This window comes from Gemmiger sp. An120 (genome assembly GCF_002160955.1).
In the GTDB taxonomy this organism is placed as follows: domain Bacteria; phylum Bacillota; class Clostridia; order Oscillospirales; family Ruminococcaceae; genus Gemmiger_A; species Gemmiger_A avium.
Genome location: NZ_NFLN01000025.1, coordinates 1 through 24,861, shown reverse-complemented (window position 1 = coordinate 24,861; position 24,861 = coordinate 1). Strand labels below are relative to the sequence as shown.

The window sequence follows — 24,861 nt, the reverse complement described above, 5'->3', positions numbered from 1 at the left end:
ACACCTGTATGCAAAAACGGCGCGGTTTCAGGCCGCGCCGTTGGGTTTGCCGCCCTCAGGACAGGCGGTTCTTGAAGTCCTCGTAGCCGAACTGCTTCACCAGGGTCAGACTGCCGTCTTTATCCCGCCAGACGATGGCGGGCAGAGGCATCCCGTTGAAGGTGTTGGTCTTGACCATGGTGTACAGGGCCATGTCCCCAAAGGTCACCCGGCTGCCCTCGGTCAGCGGCGCGTCGAAGGAGTAATCCCCAATCACGTCCCCGGCCAGGCAGGTAGGCCCGCCCAGCCGGTAGGTGTAAGCCTTTTCCTCGGGCAGGCCCGCGCCGATCACCGGGGGCCGGTAGGGCATCTCCAGCACGTCGGGCATATGGCAGGCGGCGGAGGTGTCCAGGATGGCAATGTCCATGCCGTTGTGTACCACTTCCAGTACGCTGGATTCCAGGAACCCGGCGTTCAGCACCACGGCCTCGCCCGGCTCCAGATACACCTCCACCCCGTATTTCTCCCGCAGCCCCCGCACCAGCCGGATCAGCCGTTCCCGGTCGTAATCGTCCCGGGTAATGTGGTGGCCGCCGCCCAGATTCAGCCATTTCAGGCCGGTCAGATACGGCCCGAACTTTTCCTCAAAGGCGGCCAGGGTGGTTTCCAGCGCGTCGGAATCCTGCTCGCACAGGGTGTGGAAATGCAGCCCGTCCAGCAGGGGCAGCAACTCCGGGTCAAAATTCGCCAGGGTGGTGCCCAGGCGGCTGCCCGGGGCGCAGGGGTCATAGATGGCGTGGCCCTCTTGGGTGGAGCATTCGGGATTCACCCGCAGCCCCACCTGCTTGCCCGCCGCTTTGGCCGCCGGGCCGAACCGGCGCAGCTGGGCCGGGCTGTTGAATACAAAATGGTCGGCGTAGTGCAGCAGCTCATCAAACTCTTCCGGCTTGTAGGCCGGGCTGAACACATGGGTCTCCCCGCCGAATTCCTCTTTGCCCAGCCGGGCCTCGTACAGGCCGCTGGCGGTGCTGCCCGCCAGATACTGCCGCAGCAGCGGGTAGCAGGAAAACATGGAAAAGGCCTTCTGTGCCAGCAGGATGCGGCAGCCCGCCGCCTCGCTGACCTGTTTCAGAATCTCCAGGTTCTTTACAAGCCGTAATTCATCGACGACAAAATACGGCGTGTTGATACAAGCTTCTCCCATCAGTCCACCAGCTTCGGGTCATCCTGCACCTGCCAGGGCAGGCCCCACTTGTTCAGGGCATCCATGTAGGGGTCCGGATCAAACTCTTCGGTGGTGTAGACGCCGGGCTTATTCCACTTGCCGGTCAGCAGCATCATGGCGCCGATCATGGCGGGCACGCCGGTGGTGTAGCTGATGGCCTGGCTGCCCACTTCCTTGTAGCACTCCTGATGGTCGCAGACGTTGTAGATGTAGGCGGTCTTTTCCTTGCCGTCTTTCACGCCGGTGAAGATGCAGCCGATGTTGGTCTTGCCCACGGTGCGGGGACCCAGGCTGGCGGGATCGGGCAGCAGGGCTTTCAGGAACTGGATGGGCACGATCTGATGGCCCTCAAACTCGATGGGGGTGGTGGAGAGCATGCCCACGTTCTCCAGACACTTCATGTGGGTCAGGTAGCTCTGGCCGAAGGTCATGAAGAAGCGGATGCGCTTTACGCCCGGGATGTTCTTGGCCAGGGACTCGATCTCCTCGTGGTGCAGCAGGTACATGTCCTTGTCGCCCACCTGGTCGAAGTTATATTCCCGCTTGATGCTCATGGCGGGCACTTCCACCCAGTGGCCGTTCTCCCAGTAGGAACCGGGGGCGCTGACCTCCCGCAGGTTGATCTCCGGGTTGAAGTTGGTGGCGAAAGGATAGCCGTGGTCGCCGCCGTTGCAGTCCAGAATATCAATGGTGTGGATCTCGTCAAACAGGTGCTTCTGGGCCCAGGCGCAGTACACCTGGGTCACGCCCGGGTCAAAACCGGTGCCCAGCAGGGCGGTCAGGCCCGCGGCCTTGAACTTCTCCTGATAGGCCCACTGGTAGCTGTAGTCAAAGTAGGCGGAGAAGCCCTGCTCCTTGCAGCGCTTTTCGTAGTTGGCTTTCCACTCGGGATCGTCCAGGTTCTCCGGCTCGTAGTTGGCGGTGTCCAGATAGTTCACGCCGCAGGCCAGGCAGGCGTCCATGATGGTCAGATCCTGGTAGGGCAGGGCAATGTTCATCACCAGATCCGGCTGTACCTTGCGGATCAGGGCGCACAGCTCGTCAAAGTTGTCCGCATCCACCTGCTCGGTGGTGATAACGGTGGAGGTGGTGCCCTCCAGTTTGGCCTTCAGCGCGTCGCACTTGGATTTGGTGCGGCTGGCGATGCAGATCTCGGTGAAAACCTCACTGTTCTGGCAGCACTTGTGGATGGCTACGCCGGCAACGCCGCCGCAGCCGATGATCAATACCTTGCTCATGGTCAACACTCCTTTATTATGATGGGGTCTGGGGACTGGTCCCCAGATTGGCTATATTTCCCCAGATTGGCCCCAAATCAATCCAGCGCCAGCAGCATCTCCCGCACGATCTTGCCGGCCACCGCCGTGGAGGCGCCGGTGGGATCGTAAGCGGGGCTCAGCTCGTTCACGTCGCAGCCCACGATGTTGAGCCGCCCGCACACCAGCGTCACCGCCCGGCGCAGCGTATCGAAACTCACGCCGCCCGGCTCCGGGGTGCCGGTGCCCGGAAATACCGACGGGTCCAGCACGTCCAGATCCAGCGTAAAGTACACCGGCTTGCCGGCCAGCTTATCCAGCACTTCCTCCAGCCCTTCCAGGTCGAACCGGTGGGTGGTCACATGCTCGGCCCCCCAGCGGAATTCCTCCCGGTCGCCGGAACGGATGCCGAACTGGAAGATCCGGTCGTCGCCCACCAGTTCCCAGCACCGGCGCAGCACGCAGGCGTGGGAGAGGGGCGCGCCCAGATAATCCTGCCGCAGATCGGCGTGGGCGTCAAAATGCAGGATGTGTACCTCCGGGTACCGGGCCTGTACCGCCCGGAACGCCCCCAGTGTCACCAGATGCTCGCCGCCCAGCAAAAAGGGCCGCTTGCCGCCGTCCAGGATCTGGGCCGCCCGCTCCTCGATCTGGGCCAGCGCCTTGACCGAATCCCCCAGGCAGAGTTCCAGATCGCCGCTGTCCAGCACCGAGGCGTCCAGCAGATCCTTATCCTGGTAGGGGCTGTAGCTCTCCAGCCCGAAGCTCTCGTGCCGGATGGCCCCCGGGCCGAACCGGGTGCCCGGCCGGAAAGAGGTGGTGCTGTCGAACGGCGCGCCGAACAGAACGGTTTTCGCCTCATCCCAGGGCGCGTCGCAGCACAGGAAGGTCTCAATATTCGGATTCAACATTTTTCAAAAGCTCCTCCACATAGGCGGGAATGTAGAACGCACCCCGGTGCAGGGTGGTGGTGTAGTATTTACAGGCCAGGCCCCGGGCATTCCAGCGCCCTTCGTCCAGGTCTTTCAGCGGATGGTATTTCTTGCTGGCAAAGCCGAACAGCCAGTGACCGCTGGGATAGGTGGGGATGTGGGCCTGGTACACCCGGCTGATGGGGAAGGACTCCACGATCCGCTTGTGGGCCCGCTGGCAGGCCACCGCGTCCTCGTCGTAGAAGGGGCTCTCATGCTGGTTGACCATGATGCCGTCCTCCCGCAGGGCCTTGTAGCAGTTGCCGTAGAACTCCCGGGTAAACAGCCCCTCGCCGGGGCCGAACGGGTCGGTGGAATCCACAATGATCAGGTCATACGCATCCTCAAACCGGCGGATGTATTTCAGACCGTCCTCGTAGTGGATGTGCACCCGGGGATCGTCCAGCTTGCAGGCGGTCTGGGGCAGGTATTCCCGGCAGACCTCCACCACCTGGGGGTCGATCTCCACCATGTCGATGGATTCAATCTCCGGGTAGCGGGTCAGCTCCCGGATCACGCCGCCGTCCCCGGCGCCGATCACCAGCACCCGCCGCACATGAGGGTGTACCGCCATCGGCACATGGGTGATCATTTCGTGGTAGATGAACTCGTCCTTTTCGGTGAGCATCATGTAGCCGTCCAGCGTCAGGAACCGGCCGAACTCCGGCGATTCAAACACATCGATGCGCTGGAATTCGCTCTGCCCGCTGTACAGCTGCTTATCCACCCGGATGGACAGCTTTACGTTGGGGGTCTGCGCTTCGGAAAACCAGAACTCCATCCTCAATACTCTCCTTTCAGCACGTTCAGCCGGCGGATATCCGCGTCCTCGGGGCCGGTCATGGAGCAGCCCTTGGCCTTGGCGTATTCAATGTAGTCCAGGATCGGCCCGGTGATCCGCTCGCCGGGGGCCAAAATGGGGATGCCCGGCGGGTAGCACATGACGAACTCGCTGCACACCCGGCCCTCGGTTTCCCGCAGAGGCAGGGACTCCTTGGGCGCGTAGAAGGCGTCCTGGGGGCTTACCGCCACCTGGGGGTCAATGTACTCCTGCTTCATCAGGCCCGCCCGGTCGGCCCGGCCGAACCGGCGGCGCACCTCGGCCAGGGCGCTCACCAGCCGCTCCACCTCCCGGGGACGGTCCCCGATGGACAGATAGGCCAGGATGTTGCCCAGGTCGCCGAACTCGATCTGGATGTCGTACTCGTCCCGCAGCAGGTCGTAGACCTCGATGCCGGCCAGACCCACGTCCAGGGTGTTCACCGACAGCTTGGTCACGTCAAAATCAAAGATGCTGTCCCCGTTGATCAGCTCCCGGCTGTAGGCGTAGTAGCCGCCGATGGCGTTGATCTCCTCCCGGGCGTATTCGGCCAGCCGTACCACCCCGTCAAAGGCTTCCTTGCCCCGCAGCGCCAGGTTGCGCCGGGAGATGTCCAGACTGCTCAGCAGCAGGTAGGAGCCGCTGGTGGTCTGGGTCAGGTTGATGATCTGCCGCACATGGCCCTCGCTCATGGCGGGGCCGGTGAGCAGCAGGGAGCTCTGGGTCAGGCTGCCGCCGGATTTGTGCATGCTGACCGCGGCCATGTCCGCCCCGGCCGCCATGGCCGATACCGGCAGATGGTCGCTGAAATAAAAGTGGGTGCCGTGGGCTTCGTCCGCCAGACACAGCATCCCGGCCTCGTGGGCCAGCTTTACGATGCCCCGCAGATCGGAGCAGATGCCGTAGTAGGTGGGGTTGTTTACCAGAATGGCCTTGGCGTCCGGGTTTTCCCGGATGGCCTTTTCCACCTGATCCAGCCGCATCCCCAGGGGGATGCCCAGCCGGTCGTCGCAGTCCGGGTTCACATACACCGGCACCGCGCCGCAGAGCACCATGGCGCCCATGACGCTGCGGTGCACGTTCCGGGGCAGGATGATCTTGTCCCCGCGGCCGGCCACCGACAGCACCATGCTCTGCACCGCGCTGGTGGTGCCGCCCACCATCAGAAAGGCGTGGGCCGCGCCGAACGCCTCCGCCGCCAGTTCCTCCGCCTCCCGGATCACCGATACCGGGTGGCACAGATTGTCCAGCGGCTTCATGCTGTTCACGTCCATGCTCACGCATTTTTCGCCCAGCAGGGCGGTCAGTTCCGGGTTGCCCCGGCCCCGCTTGTGGCCGGGTACGTCAAAGGGCACCACCCGGGCCCGCTTGAATGCTTCCAGCGCCTCATAAATGGGCGCACGGCTCTGATCCCGCATTCCCGTGCCTCCTTAGTAAATGTTGCGCCCGCTGAAGATTTCGATCATCTCCCGGCGCAGGTTGTCCATGATCTCCAGCCGGGTGCGGGGGGGCAGCTCGTAGGCGTCGGTCTTGAACAGGTAGTTCTGCAGGTCAATCTCCTTGACCATCATCTTGGTGTGGAACAGGTTTGCCCCGTATACGTTCAGGTCCACCGCGTCGTACCGCAGCAGGGTTTCGGGGGCGATGAAATCCTGGATGGAGCGCATGTTCAGGTCGTTGAACAGCTTGCGGCCGTACACGTCCCGGGTAAAGCCCCGCACCCGGTAGTCCATGGTGATGATGTCCGAATCAAAGGAGCCGATCAGGTAATCCAGCGTGGACAGCGGGGTGATCTCGCCGCAGGTAGCCACGTCGATGTCCACCCGGAAGGTGGCCAGACAGGTCTCGGGGTGGTATTCGGGATAGGTATGCACCGTCACATGGCTCTTGTCCAGATGGGCCAGCTGCATCTCGCCGGCGGGCAGCAGGCTGGGCTCCGCAATCAGGATGCAGACCGACGCGCCCTGGGGATCGTAGTCCTGCCGGGCGATGTTCAGCACCTTGGCCCCGATCATGTCGGTCAGGGTGGTCAGAATATTGGTCAGACGCTCCGAGTTGTACTGCCCGTCGATGTAGCCGATGTAGTCCCGCAGTTCCCGGGCGGTCTTGGCATAGCATACGTCGTAGATGTTGAAGCTCAGCGCCTTGGTCAGGTTGTTGAACCCGTACAGTTTGATCTTTTCCTCCATGCTCGCGTACTCCTTTTTCCTTTACTGCGGCGCCGCGTCCGAACGACAAAAAACGGGCGGATGCGCCCGCGCACATCCGCCCGTGAAAAGATCGTGGTTCCATGACAGCACCCGCGCGGCGCATACCGCGCCCGGGGCCTTCCTGAACAGAGTCTATATAGCAAATACTTACTTTTACTACTCTTATTGATCGTTTTACAAGTTGATGCACGCGTGACCGCGTATGGTTATAAAGTAACCAACTTATAAAATTGAGCTTTTAACTCAATCAATAATGGCGGGGCGTACCCGCCGCTCGGCAGTTGACCCGGCTGTCCGCATGGCCTTGACCCGCTGTGCGCGGGTGGTCAGAAGAAATATTTGCATGGAACTCTGTTATGAAAAATAGCCGCCCATGACAGTTAAAGTGTATCGAAAATACATGCATTTGTCAACAGAAAAAATGTCCCCGCAAAGATTTTACGAACCGCGTGTGTGCAACATGTATGCAAGCAAGATAACACGCTGATTTGTGAGAGTTTCGCCGTCCTCTGTGAGAAAACGCTCCGCGCCTTTGCGACAGCTGTCCAATTCCTATATAACAAGGCTTGTGCGCCACGTCTTTGCCGGGCCGGGCAACACCGCACTGTCCGCGCACGGCAAACAAAAAAGGAAAAGGAACGAGCTTATGAACGAGAACAAACCATTCAAACCGTACATTCCGGCGGATAAGGTCACGCCGGAAATCACGGCCGTGTCGGTGATCATCGGTGTGATCCTGGCCGTGGTGTTCGGCGCGGCCAACGCCTATCTGGGCCTGCGCGTCGGGCTTACCGTATCCGCCTCCATCCCGGCGGCGGTGCTGTCCATGGGCATTATCCGGGTGCTCATGCGCCGCAACTCCATCCTGGAAAACAACATCGTGCAGACCATCGGCTCTGCCGGCGAGTCCCTGGCGGCCGGTGCCATCTTCACCCTGCCCGCCCTGTTCCTGTGGGCGGCGGAAGGCAAGGGCGAAAATCCCAGCCTGCTGGCCATCACCGTCATCGCGCTGTGCGGCGGCATCCTGGGCGTGCTGTTCATGGTGCCCCTGCGCAACGCCTTGATCGTGCGCGAACATGCCACCCTGCCCTATCCGGAGGGCACCGCCTGCGCCGAAGTGCTGCTGGCGGGTGAGGAAGGCGGCGCGCAGGCCGCGTCGGTCTTCTCCGGCCTGGGCATCGCGGCCGCCTTCAAGTTCATTGTGGACGGCGTCAAGCTGGCCCCCACCGAGATCAACCTGACCCTCAAGAACTTCGGCGCCCAGATCGGTACCCAGATCTACCCGGCGCTGGTGGGCGTGGGCTACATCGTGGGCCCCCGCATCTCCTCCTTCATGTTTGTGGGCGGCGTGATCGGCTGGTGTGTGCTGATTCCCATGATCCTGCTGTTCGGCTATGATCCCCACCCGGGCAGACCTGGCGTGGAGCACCGATGAGGCGGGGACCGTGACGCTGCACAAGGAAAACACCGGCCTGTTCAACAAGGCCGCCCAGAAACTGCTGCATAAACCCCGTGTTTCCCATATTCATCTGGATAAGATGGGATCTTTTGTCTGGACCCGTATCGACGGGCAGCGCACGGTGGGGCAGCTGGCAGACCTGGCGGCGGAGCAGTTCGGCCCCAAGGCGGATCCGGTGTATCCCCGTATGGCAAAATATATCCAGATTCTGGCCAGCTACGAGTTCATCACCCTGGCAAACCCCGGCGAAGAGCCGGCCGGGCGGTAGACCGGCCCTTTGCAGAAAACAGCGTATGAAAAACGCCCGCCTGGCGGCTGTGTGCCCGCCTGGCGGGCGCTTTTTGTCCATATCCGGGCGCATGTTGTGCGGTTGTCACAGGGCGGCCGGTATGGTAAAATAGGAATGGTTACAAAATCCGCGGCGTTTTTCGCCGTATCCCGGGGACGGTGTCAAGGATGAAACATGAACTTCAAATGGTCCATCGCTATCGGAAAGGTATATTCCTGGCGCTGTCGATTCTGTGCGTTACCCTGCTGACGGCGGGGGCGCTGTTTCTGTTCAACAACCTGATGCTGCGCCAGGTCAATGAGCAGCGTACCCGGGATTATCTGGTGGACGTGTCGGCCCAGGTGGCATCCCAGATCGATGCGCGGATCGCCCAGTCCATCGAAAGCCTGAATATCATCCGGGACAGTGCCGTGCTGCTGGGGCCGGAGGCGCTGCCGGAATTTATCACCCGCAAAGAGTCGGTGGCCGGCTTTGACGAACTGTGCCTGGCGGAGAACGTGGAAGACGCGGAAGCCTGGATCAGCTGGCGCAGTTCCTCGCTGGCCGGGGAGGATATGATCCAGCCCGGCCAGGCCCGGCTGATCATGTCCCGGGAACCGGAACTGGGCATTTACTATGCCGCCGGTGAAACCAGGGAAGATCCGGTTTTGCTGGGGGTCAAGAGCGGCAGCCTGCTTACCCGCATGCTCTCCGGCCAGAGCTTCAACGGCGAAGGCACCTCCCGGGTGGTGACCCGGGACGGTGAACTGCTGGCTGCCGGGGAGGGCAACGAAATGTCCGGCACGCTGCGGGATGTGTGGGAAAACGGCACCGAAAGTGAGAAGCGGCAGTTGGACCAGATGTCCGAGGACATGCATGCAGGCAAGGCCGGCGTGGCGACCGTGCGCGGCAGCAACAGTGCGGTAATGGTCAGCTACATTCCGCTTACCGCCAACGAATGGTATGTGCTTACCATGATCCCGGCGGATCTGCTCAGCAAGGATGTTTCCTCCTTGGTGCAGAGCAACCTGTGGCTTACCGTGCTGATTATCGCCATCTTCGGCGGTGTGCTGCTTACGGTGGTCCTGCTGCGCCGCGGGTATCAGGCCAGCCTGGAATACATGGCCTTTGTGGACCCCGTCACCGGTGGTATGAGCGATACCCGTTTCCGCAGCGAGGCAGCCCGCCTGCTCAAAAAAAGCAGCAACTATACCCTGGTATCGGCGGATATGCAGGGCTTCAAGCTGATCAACAATATTTTCGGCACCGAGGAGGGCAACCGCACCTTGTGCCATCTGTACCGCACCATGCAGAGCTGCCTGCATCCCGGCGAACTGCTGGCCCGGGCCTCGGCCGATCTGTTTTATCTGCTGCTGGAAGGGCAGGACCGGGAGGAGATCGGGCGCCGCCTGCGGGAGATGTACCACAAGGCCAATGCCTTCAACCAGGGCCGGGAAGATCCCTACTACCTGGAACTGCGCTTCGGCGCGGATATGGCCGCCCCGGAGAAAACCGACGTGGCCGCCATGCAGGAGCGCAGCAGCACCGCCCGCAAAACCGGCGCGGCGGTGGAGGGCGGCTGTACCTTCTACGACGCGGAATGGCAGCGCACCCAGCTGCGGGAAAAGGAGCTGGTCAACCGGCTGGACGCCTCGCTGCAGGCGGGGGATTTCCGGGTGTATTTCCAGCCCAAGGTGCGCCTGGAAGACCGGCGGGTGGCCGGCGCGGAGGCGCTGATCCGCTGGCAGCACCCCACCAAGGGAATGCTGTCGCCGGCGGTATTTGTGCCGGTGTTTGAAAAATACCGGATGATCACCCGGCTGGATCAGTTTATCTTTGAACAGGTCTGCTGCCTGCTGGCCCGCTGGAAGGACGAGGGACGGGAGCTGTGCACCATTTCGGTGAACCTCTCCCGCCAGAATCTGGAGATCCCGGGTTTCCTGGATCGCTGCCGCCGTATCCGGGACCGGTACCGGGTGGACCGGGGGCTGATCGAGTTTGAACTGACCGAGACCATCCTGCTGGATGACCCGGACGGGGTGCGCCAGCTGATCGACCGGATGCACGAGGCCGGGTTCAGCTGTTCACTGGATGATTTTGGCTCCGGGTATTCCTCCCTGGGGATGCTCAATCAGCTGAACGTGGACACCATCAAGCTGGACCGCAGCTTTTTTGTGGGCACCAACGATTCTACCCGGGGCCGCTGCGTGGTGGAATCCATCTTAAAGATGGCGGGCAAACTGCACATCACCACCGTGGCCGAAGGGGTGGACAACCTGCAGCAGGCCCGGCATCTGCGCCGTTCCGCCTGCGACATTGTGCAGGGCTATGTGTTCTTCCGCCCCATGCCGGTGGAAGAGTTTGAGCAGACCGCCTGGCAGGATGGCCGGCTGCGCTGTGTGGACACGGAAGGGGCGCTGCTGGATCCCCGCATGCAGGGCGGCGAGGGTTCCCGCCCCGCCAGCATTGTTACCTTCCTGTACCGGCCGGAGACCGGCAGCATCCGGTTCTCGGATCCGTTCTCCCCGGTTATGGCGGGTGTTACCGAGTACCCGGACGCCGCCGCGTTTGTGCGCGGATCGGGCGTGCTGAACGAAAACGACGAAGAGGAATTCTTTGATATGCTGGGCCGCTGTGCCCGGCAGGAGGCGCCCTGGGCGGAAGGCGCGCTGCGTTTCTGCGTGTCCGATGGCCGGTATGAGTGGATGGAGGTTCACATACACCGGGAGAACGGGCCGGACGGGCCGGTGATCCGGGGCGTGCTGGTCAACACCGGCAGCTGGCGCAGCGAGGTGGCCCGCTGGAAAGAGAAAGCCAACCGGGACGGCCTGACCGGCCTGTACAACCGCACCTATTTTGAACGCCATGTGCGCCGTCAGCTGGCCGAGAAACAGTCGGCATACGGGGCGCTGGTGTTTATCGACGTGGATGATTTCAAAAAGGCCAACGACACCCTGGGCCACATGGTGGGGGACGACATTCTGCGCTGCATTGCCCAGCGGATTCTGGGCGTGTTCCGCCACTCGGACGTGGTGGCCCGCTACGGCGGGGACGAGTTTGTGGTCTTTGTCTCCAACATGACCCGGGAGGTGCTGGAAAACCGGCTGGACCGGCTCTGCACCATGTTCCGCAATCCCTACCGCAACGGGGAGACCCGCTATCAGATCATGGGCAGCATCGGCGCGTCCCTGTATCCGGCCGACGGGGAGGATTACGATACCCTGCTGGCCAATGCCGACGCGGCCCTCTACGAAGCCAAGCGGCGGGGCAAGAACCAGTACCGAATCTTCCGCGTGACCGATCCGCAGGGCGGCACGCTGGAGCACCCGCCCGCCGAATCCTGACCTACGGGCCCGCCGGAACAGACTGCCGGCGGGCCTTCCGCCTGTGGGGTTAACCTGCGAATCCGGCAGCGCGAAAATGCCGCTTTGAAGCGGTTTTCCGCGCTGCCGGCAGGGCGGGGGCGGCCGGCGGCTGCCCTTTACTTTTTGCGGAATCTTTCCTATAATGAAATGAATAACGGCAGGCGGACATGCCCGGCCGGGAAAAGGAGGAATCGGAATGCAGCGCAGATGGATCGCCGGGCTGCTGGCGGCGTATATATTGCTGGCGGGCTGCGGTTCCGGTTCCGCCCCGGGGCAGAGCAGCCCGCCCGCGGCCTCCCTGTCCGCCGGCAGCAGCCTGACCGAGGAAGACACCCCCGCCGCCGGCTACCAGCCCCCGCCCATGGCGGACGCCGCCTTTGACCCGGCGGCCGCTACCGGCGGCAGCGACTGCCTGCTGGATACCAGCCACCTGAGCGAAGGCTATGTGGCCCTGAGCGCCCGGAGCGCCAAGCGGCTGAAATTCCAGGTGGTGTTCGGGGATGTGAAGTACAACTACGACCTGCCCGGGGACGGTACCCCCATCGTCTGCCCGCTGCAAAGCGGCAGCGGCAGCTATACCTTCCGGGTGATGGAGAACGTGGCCGACACCCAGTACACCGAAAAATACGCCCGCACCGAACAGGTGCAGCTGGCCAGCGAATTCGAGCCCTTTCTGCGGCCCAGCTGCTATGTGCACTACGCCGCCGATGACGACTGCGTGGCGCTGGCGGGGGATCTGGCCGCCTCGGCGGAAAATGAGGCCGGGGCAGTGGCCGCTGTATACGATTATATTGTAAAGCACATCAAGTACGATACCCCCAAGGCGGAGAGCATCGGCACCGGCTATCTCTCCGACGCGGATGAAACGCTGGCCACCGGCAAGGGCATCTGCATCGACTACGCGGTGCTGGCGGCGGCGATGCTGCGCAGCCAGGGGATTCCCACCAAGGTGATCACCGGCTATGTGGCCCCCAACGATCTGTACCACGCCTGGAATATGATCTGGCTGAAAGAGACCGGCTGGATCACCGTCAAGATCGAGGTGGACAAGGAGACCTGGACGCGGGTGGACCTGACCTTTGCGGCCGGCGGCGCCAGCAGCGCGTTCATCGGGGACGGCAGCAACTACCGGGATTACAAGACCTACTGACGGCGGGCCCGCGCCCGCCGTGCAGGATACAGGAAAGGAAGAGGCATCATGGCGAAACAGGAACTTGGCGCGCTGGCAGTCAGCGCCCTGTGCGAAAATCTGGCCCTGCTGCTGGGGGCGGGCATCCAGCCGGACGAGGCCGCCGGCCTGCTGTGCGAGGACAGCGAGGACGGCCTGTTCAAGCAGACGGCCCAAACCCTGTACAAGGCCCTTCTGCTGGGGGACAGCCTGTCCGACGCGATGGAAAAAACCGGCGTGGTGCCTGCCTACGCGGTGCGGATGATCGCCGCCGGTGAAAAGGCCGGCCGCACCGAAGCGGTGCTGAACAGCCTGGCCCGGTACTATGCCTCCCAGGCGCGGCTGCAGAAAAAGCTGCGCAGCGCGGTGGTATATCCGGCGGTGCTGCTGGGGCTGATGGCGGCGATTCTGGCGGTGCTGGTGATCCGGGTGCTGCCGGTGTTCCAGGGCGTATACGAAGGGCTGGTGGGGGATCTGTCCACCAGCAGCTACGGCTATATCCGCCTGGCCTACTGGGTGGGCGGCGTGGCGCTGGCCGTCACGCTGGTGCTGGCGGTACTGGTGGCGGCGGGCGCGGTGCTCGGCCGCCGTGCCGCGGGCCGCGCGGTGCTCAGCCGGGTGTTCCAGCGTCTGCCCTTTACCGCTCCGGCCAGCCGCAAACTGGCGGTGGCCCAGCTGGCGGGTGCGCTGGATATCTTCATTGCCAGCGGCCTGGACGCGGACACCGCCATGGAGGCCGCTGAGGGTATGGTGGATCATGAGCAGCTGCACAAGGGCATTGCCGCCGCCCGGGCCCAGATGGCCGCGGGGGCTGGCCTTGGCACCGCAGTGCATGACCAGAAACTGTTCGAGCCGCTCTACGCCCGGATGCTGCTCAGCGGTGAGCGCAGCGGCAAAACCGAGCCGGTGCTGGCCCGCCTGACCGAGCTGTTCACCCAGGACGCGGACGACGAGATGGACCGGGTGGTGGACCGGGTGGAACCGGCGCTGGCGGCGTTCCTCACCGTGGCGGTGGGCGTCACCCTGCTGTCGGTGATGCTGCCGCTGATCGGTATTCTGGGCACAGTGGGATAAGGGGGCGCGGGGATGTACCACGACAAACCATTTTTGTCCCGCCTGCGGCTGCTTCGCCGCGTGCTGCTGGTTTTGCTGGCGGCAGCGCTGGTGGCGGTGGCCTGCGCCTGGGGCGCCGGCCGCATCGGCGCCGACCTGTCCGGTCAGGGGGCTGACGCGCTGAAAAACGCCGTGCTGCGCAGCGCGGTCCAGTGCTACGCGGTGGAGGGCTATTACCCCGAAAGCCTGGACTATCTGACCGACCATTACGGCCTGCGGATCAACCACGACCGTTATATCGTGGTGTATGAGGCGTTTGCCTCCAATCTGCCGCCGCAGGTCACCATTCTGCTGAAATAACCGGCCCGCAAGGGCCGGAACCGAGAAAGGAGGGCGTCCCCATGCAACGATCTGCCGACCGGGCAACCCCGGCCTTTTCCCTGGCGCTGTTCGCGCTGATGCTGGGGTGCATCCTCTGGCTTACCGCCCTGGGCGCCGGGCTGTACGGCCGCCTGGCGGCCAGCCGCAGTGCCAACGACCAGGTGCGCGCCACCCTGGGCTATCTGGTCACCCGCGTGCGCTCCAGCGATGCCGCCGGCGCCGTGCGGGTGGAGGAGGGCCCCGAGGGGGATATGCTGATCCTGGCCGACCGGGAAAGCGGCTATGAGACCCGGATCTATCTGTCTGACGGCTGGCTGGTGGAGCAGCTCTGCGCCGCCGACGCCGCCACCGATCCTGCTGCCGCCCAGCCGGTGGCCCAGGCGGAGAGTTTTTCGGCCCAGTGGGCGTGCTCGACGCTGCTGCGGGTGACGGTGGACGGCAAAACGGCCGATGCGGCGCTGCGCAGCGCCGGAGGAGGTGCCGCATGACCCGACGCCGATCCACGGCATTCTATGTGGAATGCCTGCTGCTGACTGTATTTTTGCTGGCGCTCACCGCCGTGCTGGCCCAGCTTTTCAGCGCCGCCCGTACCCAGGCGCTGGAGGCCCGCCGCCTGACCGACGCCCAGCGTCTGACCCAGGATATCAGCGAGGAGTGGTATGCCGCCGCGGACGAGACCGACTTCTGCCAGCTGGCCGGGGTGGACGGTGACGGCGGCGAGGTGACCCGCACCGGCCCCAGCGGCGAGGACTATCTGCTGCGGCTGTACACCATCCAGGAACCGGAGAACTATGGCCGGACCGTCACCCTGCATCTGGAGGTGCTCACCGAAGAGCGGGAGAGCGTGTGCAGCCTGGAATTTGTTCGCTATTGGCCGGACTGACCGGCCGGAAAGGAGTGGCCCCGGATGCGGCAGAGAGAACATACCCATATGCCGGTGCGCTCCGGCGCGCTGACGCTGCTGATCACCGTGGTGGCGGTATGCCTGGCGGTGCTGGCGGTGCTGGCGTTTTCCACCGCCCGGGCCGACCGGGCGCTGGCCCAGCGGGCGCTGGACCGGTTTGCGCTGGACGCAGCCTGTGAAAATGAGGCCTGGCGCTGGCTGGCCGAAGCGGATGAAGCTTTGGCGACGGATACAGAACTGCCCGGCCAGGTGGACATGAGTACGCCCGGCTTTGTCCAGACCGTGATCGAAGGGGAGGAAGGCCGGCGCCTGACGGTACGCCTGGCCCTGACGGGCGACGGCTGGCGGATCGATACCTGGAAACTGAGCCAGAGCTGGCAGGCGGACGAAAGCCTGGACTTGTGGGACGGCAGTTTCTGATACAGACAGGGGAGGAAGCAGACTATGGATATCACCAGCATCCTGCAGCGGGCGCTGCAGCTGAACGCTTCGGATATTTTCTTTATTGCCGGCCTTCCGCTCACCTATAAGGTAAGCGGGCGGCAGCGCCGGGAAGGCGAACCCCTGAAACCGGAAGATACCCGCGCCCTGGTGGAGGACATCTATGCCCTCTGCGGCCGCAACCCGGAGCGGGTGGCCGCCGAGGATGCGGACGACGATTTTTCCTTTGCCATCCGGGAGATGGGGCGGTTCCGGGCCAACGTGCTGCACCAGCGCGGTTCGCTGGCGGTGGTGCTGCGTGTGATCCGGTTCGGCCTGCCCGACCCGGAGGCCCTGGGCATCCTGCCCTCGGTGCTGGCCGCCGCCGACAAGATGAAAGGCCTGGTGCTGGTCACCGGCCCGGCGGGCAGCGGCAAGTCCACCACTCTGGCCTGCCTGATCGACCGGATCAACCACCGGCGGGAAGGCCATATCATCACCATGGAAGACCCCATCGAGTATATCCACCGGCACGGCAGCTGCATCGTGACCCAGCGGGAGATCGGCAGCGACGCGCCCAGCTATCTGGCCGCGCTGCGCAGCGCCCTGCGGGAAAGCCCGGACGTGATCCTGCTGGGCGAGATGCGGGATTATGAGACCATCGAGGTGGCCATGACCGCCGCCGAGACCGGCCAGCTGCTGTTCAGCACCCTGCACACCACCGGCGCGGCCAACACCGTGGACCGGATCGTGGACGTGTTCCCGGCCAGCCAGCAGGCGCAGGTGCGCATCCAGCTGAGCATGGTGCTGCAGGCGGTGATCAGCCAGCAGCTGGTGCCCACGGTGGACGGCGGCCAGACGGTGGCCTTTGAGGTCATGTACACCAACCCCGCCATCCGCAACCTGATCCGGGAGGCCAAGACCCACCAGATCGCCGCCGCCATCCAGACCGGCGCGGCGGAGGGCATGTGCTCCATGGATTCCAGCCTGCTGCGGCTGTACCAGCAAAAGCGCATCACGCGGGAAACCGCGCTTACCTACAGCATCTATTACGAAGCCATGGAAAAACGTCTGGACGCCCTGGCTTCGCTCTGATACCGGGAGGGATGATCATGAATACAGCCAACGTTCTGCTGGATGTGGAAACTTTCGGCGGGCTGCAGGTAAAAGCCGGGGATACGGTGCTGCTGGAACGGGGCGCCCGGATCAACAAGCCCTGGGAACTGCTGGCGTTTCTGCTTCTGAACACCGACGAGCCGGTCACCAACGAACAGATCTGCGAAGCCCTCTGGGAGGACGACGAGGTGGCCAACCCCGCCGGCGCGCTGAAAAACGCCGCCTACTCGCTGCGCAAACAGCTGGCCGCCGCGGGCCTTCCCGCCGACTGCATCATCACCCGGGACCGGCAGTATTGCTGGAACCCGGCCACCCCGGTGCGCCTGGACGTGCAGGAACTGTTTGCTTTGCACCGGGAGGGAATGGAGGCCCGGGACCCGCAGCAGCAGCTGGCGGCCTGCCGCCGATTGCTGGATCTGTACTCCGGCGATTTTCTGCCCACCCTGGCAGGCCGCCGCTGGGTGATGCCCAAGGCCAGCGCGCTGCGCCAGCGGTACCTGTCCGCGGTGCTGCACGCCTGCGACCTGCTGCTGGGCAGCGGGGTGCGGGGCAGCGCCCAGGAGGTGCTGGACATCTGCGGCCGGGCCCTGCTGCTGGAGCCTCTCAGTGAGGAACTGTACCTGCGGCATTTCACCGCCCTCAAGCAGCTGGATATGAAAACCGCCATCCTGAACCACTACCCGATCGTCTCCAACCTGTTCCTGGACGAGACCGGCGAGGTGCTGGGCCCGGAACTGCAAAGCATCTTCCGCTGGGCGGCGGAGGGCACCAACACGGTGGACGATATCCACCAGATCCAGCGGGATCTGGACGAGGCCACCCGGGACGACCGGCCCATCCGTGGGGCTTACTTCTGCCCCTACGAAGTGTTCAAGCACATGTACCACATGGTGGTGCGCAGCGCCGTGCGGGTGGACAACACCGTCGTGCTGCTGCTGGTGGGCCTGCAAAGCGAAAACGGCCAGGCCCTGGGCAAGCAGGAAACGGTGCGGGCCATGCTGCAGCTGCGGGAACAGATCAAGAACACCCTGCGCAAGGGGGACGTGTTCAGCCGGTACAGCCGCAACCAGTATGTGCTGATGCTGTCGGTGCGGCAGGCGGGGGATACCGCCGTGGTGGCCGAGCGTCTGCTCAAAAGCTGGCGCAGCTGCGGCGCGTCCAGCGGTATGCGCATTGATATTACCTCCGGCGTGCCCGATCCCATTGTGTGACCGGTCGCGCCGGCTGCGCGGGAGAGGACCCTGAGGCCCTCTCCCTTTCTACTTTTTATAAAGGAGAAACCCATGAAGTTTGCACACCTTTCCGACCTGCATCTGGGCAAACGGCTCTGTGAACAGTCCCTGCTGGAAGATCAGCGGGAGATCCTGCGCCGCATCCTGGCCATCCTGGACGAGGAACGCCCCGACGGCGTACTCATCGCCGGCGATGTTTACGACAAACCGGTCCCTCCCGCCGAGGCGGTCCAGCTGTTTGACGAGTTTCTGGTGCAGCTGGCCCAGCGCGGCGCACCGATATTCGTCATCAGCGGCAACCATGATTCCGCCGAACGGATTGCCTTCGGCGGGCGGCTCATGAGCGCCCGGGGGGTCTATATGGCCCCGGTCTACGACGGCCGGGTGGAGCCGGTCACCCTGACCGATGCCTTCGGCCCGGTGGATATCTACCTGCTGCCCTTTATCAAGCCCGCCGGGGTGCGCCGCTTTTTCCCCGACAGGGAGATCCTCACCTACACCGACGCGGTGTCCGCCGCCGTGGAAGCCATGGCGCCCGATCCGGCCCGGCGCAGCGTTCTGGTCACCCACCAGTTCGTCACCGGGGCCGCCCGCTGTGAATCCGAGGATCTGTCGGTGGGCGGCAGCGACAACGTGGACGCCTCGGTGTTTGATGCTTTTGATTATGTGGCTCTGGGCCACCTGCACGGTCCCCAGGCGGCGGGCCGTCCCACCCTGCGCTACTGCGGCAGCCCGCTGAAATACTCCTTCTCCGAGGTCAGTCAGACCAAATCGGTCACCCTGATGGAACTGGCGGAAAAAGGCCGGGTGGAGGTGCGCACCCGGCCGCTGACCCCGCTGCGGGAACTGGTGGAGCTGCGGGGCCGCTACGAGGAACTGACCCTGCGCAGCTTTTACCAGGCCACCAGCTACCCGGAGGATTACCTGCACATCACCCTCACCGACGAGGAGGACATCCCCGACGCGGTGGGCAAGCTGCGGGTCATCTACCGCAATCTGCTCAAGCTGGACTATGACAATGCCCGCACCCGTGCCGGCCAGTGGGACGCACAGCTGCCGGACGCCAAACGCAAATCCCCGCTGGAACTGTTTGCCGAACTGTATGAAAAGCAGAACGGCCAGCCCATGAGCGAAGAACAGAACAATTTCCTGCGGGAACTGATCGAAAAAATCTGGGAGGAACAGGTATGAGACCGCTGCGCCTTGTCGTCAGTGCCTTTGGCCCCTATGCCGGGCGCACCGAACTGAATATGGAACAGCTGGGCCGCCGGGGATTGTACCTGATCACCGGCGATACCGGCGCGGGAAAAACCACCCTGTTCGACGCCATCACCTACGCCCTGTACGGGGAGCCCAGCGGCGGCAACCGGGACGCCTCCATGCTGCGCAGCCAGTATGCCGCGCCGGATACCCCCACCGAGGTGGAACTTACCTTTTCCTATAGCGGGCAGATTTACCGGGTGCGCCGTAATCCGGAGTATCAGCGCCCGGCCCGCCGGGGCGGCGGCATGACCCTGCAGCGGGCCGAAGCGGAACTCTATTACCCGGACGGCCGGGTCTGCACCCGCACCCGGGAGGTCACCGCGGAGGTCACCCGGATCATCGGCCTGGACCGGGATCAGTTCTGCCGCATTGCCATGATCGCCCAGGGGGAGTTCCTCAAACTGCTGCTGGCCACCACCGAAGAGCGCAAGAACATCTTCCGGCAGATTTTCCAGACCAAGCCCTATCAATTGCTGCAGGAGCGTCTCAAGGCGGAATCCGGCGCCCTGGCAGACCGGTGCGGTCAGATGCAAAGCAGTATACGCCAGTACGCAGCCGGACTGGTCTGCCCGCCGGAGCATCCGCTCACCGCCCGGCTGGAAGCCGCCGCCCGGGAACTGCCCCCGCTGGCGGAACTGCTGGCGCTGGCCGATCAGCTGCTGGCGGAGGACGAGACGGCGCTGCAGGTGCTGAACGAGACCCGGCAGCGCACCGCCCAGGCCCTGCAGGAGGCCAACACCCGGCTGGGCCAGGCCCGGCAGCTGGCGCAGACCCGGGCCGACCGGGATGCCTGCCAGGCAAAGCTGCCCGCCGCCCGGGAGGAACTGGCCCGCTGCCGCGCCGCGCTGCAGCAGGCGCAGGCCACCCTGCCCCGCCGGGAGGAACTGGCCGCCAAGGCAGAGAGCATCCGGGCCCAACTGCCCCGGTACGCGGAACTGGAACAGGCCCGCGCTGCCCGGGATAAACGGGCTGCCGCCCTGGCAGACAAACAGGCCCGCATTGCAGCCCGTACCCAAACCCTGAATGGGGAGCAGGCCCGTCTGCAGGCGGAACAGGCGGAGCGGGACGGCCTGCGGGACAGTGCCGTGGAACTGGAAAAACTCCGGGCGCAGGCAGGGGAACTGGATCGCCGCCGGCGGGAGCTGGAAGACCTGCATGACCGGCTGGACGGCTGCCGCCGGGCCAAAAAGGAGCATGCCCGGGCCGCGGAGGCCTATGTACAGGCCCAGCAGGCGGCCGAGGCCGCCCAGACAGCCTATATGCGGCTGAACCGGGCCTTTCTGGACGAGCAGGCGGGGATTCTGGCGGCGGGGCTGCGCCCTGGCCAGCCCTGCCCGGTCTGCGGCGCAACAGAGCATCCCTGTCCCGCCTCAGCTGGGGAGCAGGCGCCCACCGAAGCCCAGGTGGAACAGGCCCGCAACGCCGCCCGCCAGGCTCAGGAAAATGCCTCCCGGGCCAGCAGCGCGGCCGCGGATCGGAACGCCACCCTGACCGCCCTGCAGCAGGAGGCCCGGGCCCGCTGCCAGGAACTGCTGGGCAGCGACGATCCGGCACGGGCGGTGGCTCTGCTGGCCCAGGCCCGGCAGACCGCCGCCAAGCAGGCGGAGCGTCTGGCGGCGGATACCCGTGCGCAGAAAACCCGGCTGGCCCGTCTGCAGGTACTGGAAACTTCGCTGCCCGCCCGGGAAGAAAGCTGCCGCCGCCTGACCGCTGAACTGGATACCCTGACCCGGGAGCGGGAAGCCCTGACCGCCGAAAAAGCAGCCGGGGAGGAAGCGGTCACCCGGTTGGAACAGGGGCTGGACTTTTCCGGGCGGCAGGCCGCCGAACAGGCGATTGCCCGCCTGCTGGAGGAAAAGAACCGCCTGCAGGCCGGGCAGGAGCAGGCCGAGCAGGCCTGCCGCACCGCGCAGACCACCTGCGATACCCTGACCGGCCAGCTGCAGCAGGCCGAGGCGCAGCTGGCCCAGGCCCCCGCGCTGGACCTGGCCGTTCAGGAGGAAGCCTGCCGCCGCCTGGCCGCCGAACAGGCCGGGCAGGACAAGGCCGCGGCGGAACTCTCTGCCCGGCTGACGAACAACCGCCGTCAGCGGGACGGGATACAGCGGCAGGGCGAAGGCCTGGCCGAAACCGAGACCCGTTGGCAGTGGGTGCGGGCGCTTTCCAATACGGCCAACGGCAATCTGCCCGGCCGGGAAAAGATCATGCTGGAAACCTGGGTGCAGACCGCCTTTTTTGACCGGATCGTGGCCCGGGCCAATACCCGGTTCATGGTGATGAGCGGCGGCCAGTACGAACTGGCCCGCCGGGCCCAGGCGGACAACAACCGCAGCCAGACCGGCCTGGAACTGGACGTGATCGACCATTACAACGGCAGCCGCCGCAGCGTGCGCAGCCTGTCCGGCGGCGAGTCCTTCCAGGCATCCCTGTGCCTGGCGCTGGGCCTGGCGGACGAGATTCAGAGCGCTGCCGGCGGTATCCGGCTGGAAAGCATGTTTGTGGACGAGGGCTTCGGTTCCCTGGACGAAGAGGCGCTGCGCCAGGCTCTCCGCGCGCTGGAGGACCTGACCGAAGGCGACCGGCTGGTAGGGATCATCTCCCACGTAACCGAACTCAAAGACCGGATCGACCGCCAGATCCGGGTCACAAAGGACCGTACCGGCGGCAGTCGGCTGGAATTGATCGTATAAATGTGAGAAAGTTTGAAAAGCCTGGCGAAAAAGTTATACCCTATTAACCTTTTGCCAATTTTGAAGAAAAAGAAAAGGTGAAAAAAGCCGTACAAATTTAAATTTCGACCCAAATTACATACTTTGATAAAAAACCGTCATCGTCAAAATGACGGTTTTTTGCTTGCTGTTTTGAGGAAAAGTGAGTGGAATGCTAATGGAATTCCGGGAAACACCCGGTTTTTTTGGCGTCGTAATGCCAAAAAAGCTGATTTTGGCGTTAGGTGAGAAAAAATCCTCGATTCTGTGACCGGTTTGTGACCATAGACTGGTATCATTAGATACACAGGAGGGGGGAACGCCCCCCCACGATCGCCGCTGCCCTTTGCCGGAACACGGCGAACGCACGGAGACACGCCGCGTCCGGCAGCGGACGCAGAATTTGTAAGGAGGATGTGTTATGTTTAGCAAGATGAGAACATGGCAGCGGCTTGCCTGCCTGGTTCTTGCGCTGGGCCTGATCTTTACGATGGTTCCGGCCAGCGTCTTTGCGGATGAGACCCTCATCGCCGGCACCACCGCTTCGTCGAGTGCCCCGGCCGAGGAAGAGGAGTCCGCCATCGAGGAAGAGCCCGCCGTCGAGGAGGAGCCCGTCGTCGAGGAGGAGCCCGTCGTCGAGGAAGAGCCCGCCGTCGAGGAGGAGCCCACCGTCGAGGAGGAGCCCGTCGTCGAGAAAGAGCCCGCCGTCGAGGAAGAACCCGCCGTCGAGGAGGAGCCCGCCGTGAGCAGCTATGCTGTGGATTCTGCTCCGGCTGCTAAAATCCTTAATGATTTCGGTTATGAGTTTATTTTCAGCAATGCGTCGAGCAACCTTGTCACCCTGTACTACGCAAAGAAAGACGTCGGCTCCCAAAATGTCGAGTTTGATACCCTGCCCAAGGGAGACAGCCTGTATAATTTTATGACTGCGGGCGACGTCCTTTGCTTCTACGTGTCTGTGCCGGAAGGGTACGAGCCGATCATTTCGATCAGCTCCAGCGAGGGCAACATCTACGCTATTGACGAGATGGATGCGAAGCTGCAGGAAAAATGGAACTACGACCATTCGAAGTTCTATCTCCTTCGCCCGTATCATGAGCAGGCCAAGAATAATGGTTGCCAGTGGGGATTCTTCTTCGCTAATACCGGTGATTCCGAGAATAACGTGATCACCATCGACGTGAATCCCATTGTCGAGCAATACATCGTGAGCGTGGACGAGGGCGTTCTGACTGCTGGTGCGCATTTTGATGACAACGATATGCAGCTGCCGGTCACCGTAGACAAAGGCGATAGCCTGACCCTTACCCTGTACGGTCCGAATAAGGCGCTGATTTCCAAGTTGCTGTCCTCTCTGTCCATCAACAACAGCCCCTTGAATATCCCTCTGAATACGGGTGGTTCTGAGGCAATCACCAATCTTGATGTGGCGGACGTTTCGGTAAAGTATGATGGCCTTACAATGGACAACGGCCTGGTCCGTGCCAAGTACACCATTACCCTGTCCGACATCCGCGGCGATGTTACTTTCACTGGCATGACCTATCGGGATTGGGTTTCCAAGGGTGTCATGGTCAATGAACTGGTCGGCATTTCCGAACTGCAGTACCGGGGCGAAGGCGGCGAATGGCAGTCTGTTGAAGGCAATCTCCCCGTTGGTGTTCCTTTCTTCACGCGCGATGCATTGGACATCCTGAATGGGCACTACCAGATCGTGAATTTCCGCTTCAAGGTGGCGGAAGACTACAGCGATCCGAACCTGACGCTTGTAAAAAATAACAACGAGACCATTAATAAGAGCCTGTCCTATGACGCTGAAACCGGCTGGTACAGTTTCGACATTACCATTGGCGCAGTGTATACCAGCGATGATATCAAGGTCTGGTTTGAGCAGGACGAGTACTATGTGAATATGCGCCTCACCGCCACCGAGGGCGGTGGTACCGTGGAGCCTGGCGAAACCAGTGATGCCTATTTCTACCTGCAGGATGAAGATGGCACCTACTACTATGTGGGCAAGGGCAGTGTGAACAGTGCAGCTCCGGAAAATGAAGGAGATGTCGTCGCAATCGAAAACGGCATTTGTTCCAAGCCTGAAATGCCGGAAAGCATTACGATTGATGGCCATGAATATCGCTACGATGAGAAACTTTCCAGCGAATATACCTATAAGGTTGATTCCTGGGATGAGATCAAGGCTGCCTGGGGCGCTAATAACGCTCCGAGTGACGAGGCTGTAGAAGGCAGCCCTGAGGCTCTGACCTGGCATGTGAACGGGACTTTGGCCCTGCGCGGCGAGGATCCGGTTGTAAGTTCTGAAGCTTACTTCTATCTGCAGGATGAAGATGGCACTTATTACTATGTGGGCAAGGGCAGCGTGAACAGCGCGGCTCCGGAAAATGAAAACGATACCGTCGTGATTCAGGACGGCGTTTATACCGCGCCCAAAATGCCGGAAAGCATTACGATCAATGGCCACGAATACCGTTACGATGAAACTCTTTCCGATGCGTATACCTACAAAGTAGAGTCTTGGGATGAGATCAAGGCCGCTTGGGGTGCCAACAAGGCCCCCGGTAGCGAGGTAGTGGAAGGCAGTCCCGACGCTCTGACCTGGCATGTGAACGGGACTTTGGCCCTGCGCGGCGAGGATCCGGTTGTAAGTTCTGAAGCTTACTTCTATCTGCAAGATGAAGATGGCACTTACTACTATGTGGGCAAGGGCAGCGTGAACAGCGCGGCTCCGGAAAATGAAAACGATACCGTCGTGATTCAGGACGGCGTTTATACCGCGCCCAAAATGCCGGAAAGCATTACGATTAATGGCCACGAATACCGTTACGATGAGGAACTTTCCAGCGAATACACCTATAAGGTTGATTCCTGGGATGAAATCAAGGCTGCCTGGGGCGCTAATAACGCTCCGAGTGACGAGGCTGTAGAAGGCAGTCCCGACGCTCTGACTTGGCATGTAAATGGTACTATTGCGCTGAACAAGGGGACAGAGCCTACTCCTAATCCCACTCCCGGCCCCAACCCCACTCCTGACCCGACCCCGAATCC

19 protein-coding genes and 1 pseudogene are annotated in these 24,861 nt (G+C 62.9%); 14 read left to right on the top strand and 6 right to left on the bottom strand.

Annotation, left to right across the window (positions count from 1 at the left end):
- Positions 1 to 55 precede the first annotated feature (55 nt).
- The 6 genes from nspC to speD all read right to left on the bottom strand — a co-directional run bounded on the left by nspC (position 56) and on the right by speD (position 6,440).
- Positions 56 to 1,183 carry a carboxynorspermidine decarboxylase gene (gene nspC / locus B5E65_RS14335; RefSeq protein ID WP_087172449.1) on the bottom strand — a complete coding sequence of 376 codons (1,128 nt, stop codon included), beginning with the start codon at positions 1,181 to 1,183 and terminating at the stop codon, positions 56 to 58.
- Positions 1,183 to 2,442, bottom strand: a complete 1,260-nt coding sequence (locus tag B5E65_RS14330) for a saccharopine dehydrogenase family protein (RefSeq protein WP_087172448.1) — start codon at positions 2,440 to 2,442, stop codon at positions 1,183 to 1,185. The genes nspC and B5E65_RS14330 overlap by 1 nt, the downstream gene beginning before the upstream one ends.
- 77 nt (positions 2,443 to 2,519) lie before the next feature.
- Positions 2,520 to 3,371, bottom strand: coding sequence for an agmatinase (gene speB / locus B5E65_RS14325; protein WP_087172447.1), 852 nt, complete (start codon positions 3,369 to 3,371; stop codon positions 2,520 to 2,522).
- Positions 3,352 to 4,212: a polyamine aminopropyltransferase gene (gene speE, locus B5E65_RS14320; protein WP_087172446.1), complete on the bottom strand. Its 861-nt coding sequence runs from the start codon at positions 4,210 to 4,212 to the stop codon at positions 3,352 to 3,354. Before speE ends, speB begins: the two co-directional genes overlap by 20 nt.
- Before the next feature lie 2 nt (positions 4,213 to 4,214).
- Entirely contained in the window at positions 4,215 to 5,669 is a 1,455-nt protein-coding gene (locus tag B5E65_RS14315) for an aminotransferase class I/II-fold pyridoxal phosphate-dependent enzyme (protein WP_087172445.1), read from the bottom strand.
- 12 nt (positions 5,670 to 5,681) lie between these two features.
- Positions 5,682 to 6,440, bottom strand: a complete 759-nt coding sequence (speD, locus tag B5E65_RS14310) for an adenosylmethionine decarboxylase (protein ID WP_087172444.1) — start codon at positions 6,438 to 6,440, stop codon at positions 5,682 to 5,684.
- A 667-nt stretch (positions 6,441 to 7,107) separates the two neighbouring features.
- Between speD and B5E65_RS14305 the strand changes: the two are divergent.
- The 14 genes and pseudogenes from B5E65_RS14305 to B5E65_RS16095 all read left to right on the top strand — a co-directional run.
- Positions 7,108 to 7,860: pseudogene (locus B5E65_RS14305) on the top strand (OPT family oligopeptide transporter); the annotation flags it as partial.
- A gap of 46 nt (positions 7,861 to 7,906) precedes the next feature.
- A complete protein-coding gene (locus B5E65_RS14300; RefSeq protein ID WP_242957570.1) occupies positions 7,907 to 8,188 on the top strand; it encodes a PqqD family protein in 282 nt (93 codons plus the stop codon).
- A 188-nt stretch (positions 8,189 to 8,376) separates the two neighbouring features.
- On the top strand, positions 8,377 to 11,532 hold the full coding sequence (locus B5E65_RS14295; protein ID WP_087172441.1) for a bifunctional diguanylate cyclase/phosphodiesterase: 3,156 nt from the start codon (positions 8,377 to 8,379) through the stop codon (positions 11,530 to 11,532).
- Between the two features lie 217 nt (positions 11,533 to 11,749).
- Positions 11,750 to 12,703: a transglutaminase-like domain-containing protein gene (locus B5E65_RS14290; RefSeq protein ID WP_087172440.1), complete on the top strand. Its 954-nt coding sequence runs from the start codon at positions 11,750 to 11,752 to the stop codon at positions 12,701 to 12,703.
- Positions 12,704 to 12,751: 48 nt separating this feature from the next.
- Positions 12,752 to 13,795: a type II secretion system F family protein gene (locus B5E65_RS14285; protein ID WP_087172439.1), complete on the top strand. Its 1,044-nt coding sequence runs from the start codon at positions 12,752 to 12,754 to the stop codon at positions 13,793 to 13,795.
- A 12-nt stretch (positions 13,796 to 13,807) separates the two neighbouring features.
- On the top strand, positions 13,808 to 14,134 hold the full coding sequence (locus B5E65_RS14280; RefSeq protein WP_143403039.1) for a hypothetical protein: 327 nt from the start codon (positions 13,808 to 13,810) through the stop codon (positions 14,132 to 14,134).
- Positions 14,135 to 14,175: 41 nt separating this feature from the next.
- Positions 14,176 to 14,643 carry a DUF4860 domain-containing protein gene (locus B5E65_RS14275; RefSeq protein ID WP_087172438.1) on the top strand — a complete coding sequence of 156 codons (468 nt, stop codon included), beginning with the start codon at positions 14,176 to 14,178 and terminating at the stop codon, positions 14,641 to 14,643.
- Positions 14,640 to 15,038, top strand: coding sequence for a hypothetical protein (locus B5E65_RS14270; RefSeq protein WP_087172437.1), 399 nt, complete (start codon positions 14,640 to 14,642; stop codon positions 15,036 to 15,038). Before B5E65_RS14275 ends, B5E65_RS14270 begins: the two co-directional genes overlap by 4 nt.
- A 24-nt stretch (positions 15,039 to 15,062) precedes the next feature.
- Entirely contained in the window at positions 15,063 to 15,479 is a 417-nt protein-coding gene (locus tag B5E65_RS16270; protein WP_087172436.1) for a hypothetical protein, read from the top strand.
- Positions 15,480 to 15,503: 24 nt separating this feature from the next.
- Positions 15,504 to 16,574, top strand: coding sequence for a type IV pilus twitching motility protein PilT (locus tag B5E65_RS14260; protein ID WP_087172435.1), 1,071 nt, complete (start codon positions 15,504 to 15,506; stop codon positions 16,572 to 16,574).
- Positions 16,575 to 16,591: 17 nt separating this feature from the next.
- Positions 16,592 to 17,806, top strand: coding sequence for an AfsR/SARP family transcriptional regulator (locus B5E65_RS14255; protein WP_158098605.1), 1,215 nt, complete (start codon positions 16,592 to 16,594; stop codon positions 17,804 to 17,806).
- A 72-nt stretch (positions 17,807 to 17,878) separates the two neighbouring features.
- Positions 17,879 to 19,018: an exonuclease SbcCD subunit D gene (locus B5E65_RS14250; RefSeq protein WP_087172433.1), complete on the top strand. Its 1,140-nt coding sequence runs from the start codon at positions 17,879 to 17,881 to the stop codon at positions 19,016 to 19,018.
- Positions 19,015 to 21,780, top strand: coding sequence for an AAA family ATPase (locus B5E65_RS16750; RefSeq protein ID WP_087172432.1), 2,766 nt, complete (start codon positions 19,015 to 19,017; stop codon positions 21,778 to 21,780). Before B5E65_RS14250 ends, B5E65_RS16750 begins: the two co-directional genes overlap by 4 nt.
- Positions 21,781 to 22,219: 439 nt before the next feature.
- Positions 22,220 to 24,861: hypothetical protein (locus B5E65_RS16095; RefSeq protein ID WP_206406315.1), on the top strand; the 2,642-nt coding region annotated here is incomplete at its 3' end.

Coding starts and splice junctions, on each gene's coding strand:
- nspC (WP_087172449.1), bottom strand. CDS start 1,183: ATGGGAGAAGCTTGTATCAACACGCCGTATTTTGTCGTCGATGAATTA.
- B5E65_RS14330 (WP_087172448.1), bottom strand. CDS start 2,442: ATGAGCAAGGTATTGATCATCGGCTGCGGCGGCGTTGCCGGCGTAGCC.
- speB (WP_087172447.1), bottom strand. CDS start 3,371: ATGTTGAATCCGAATATTGAGACCTTCCTGTGCTGCGACGCGCCCTGG.
- speE (WP_087172446.1), bottom strand. CDS start 4,212: ATGGAGTTCTGGTTTTCCGAAGCGCAGACCCCCAACGTAAAGCTGTCC.
- B5E65_RS14315 (WP_087172445.1), bottom strand. CDS start 5,669: ATGCGGGATCAGAGCCGTGCGCCCATTTATGAGGCGCTGGAAGCATTC.
- speD (WP_087172444.1), bottom strand. CDS start 6,440: ATGGAGGAAAAGATCAAACTGTACGGGTTCAACAACCTGACCAAGGCG.
- B5E65_RS14295 (WP_087172441.1), top strand. CDS start 8,377: ATGAAACATGAACTTCAAATGGTCCATCGCTATCGGAAAGGTATATTC.
- B5E65_RS14290 (WP_087172440.1), top strand. CDS start 11,750: ATGCAGCGCAGATGGATCGCCGGGCTGCTGGCGGCGTATATATTGCTG.
- B5E65_RS14285 (WP_087172439.1), top strand. CDS start 12,752: ATGGCGAAACAGGAACTTGGCGCGCTGGCAGTCAGCGCCCTGTGCGAA.
- B5E65_RS14280 (WP_143403039.1), top strand. CDS start 13,808: ATGTACCACGACAAACCATTTTTGTCCCGCCTGCGGCTGCTTCGCCGC.
- B5E65_RS14275 (WP_087172438.1), top strand. CDS start 14,176: ATGCAACGATCTGCCGACCGGGCAACCCCGGCCTTTTCCCTGGCGCTG.
- B5E65_RS14270 (WP_087172437.1), top strand. CDS start 14,640: ATGACCCGACGCCGATCCACGGCATTCTATGTGGAATGCCTGCTGCTG.
- B5E65_RS16270 (WP_087172436.1), top strand. CDS start 15,063: ATGCGGCAGAGAGAACATACCCATATGCCGGTGCGCTCCGGCGCGCTG.
- B5E65_RS14260 (WP_087172435.1), top strand. CDS start 15,504: ATGGATATCACCAGCATCCTGCAGCGGGCGCTGCAGCTGAACGCTTCG.
- B5E65_RS14255 (WP_158098605.1), top strand. CDS start 16,592: ATGAATACAGCCAACGTTCTGCTGGATGTGGAAACTTTCGGCGGGCTG.
- B5E65_RS14250 (WP_087172433.1), top strand. CDS start 17,879: ATGAAGTTTGCACACCTTTCCGACCTGCATCTGGGCAAACGGCTCTGT.
- B5E65_RS16750 (WP_087172432.1), top strand. CDS start 19,015: ATGAGACCGCTGCGCCTTGTCGTCAGTGCCTTTGGCCCCTATGCCGGG.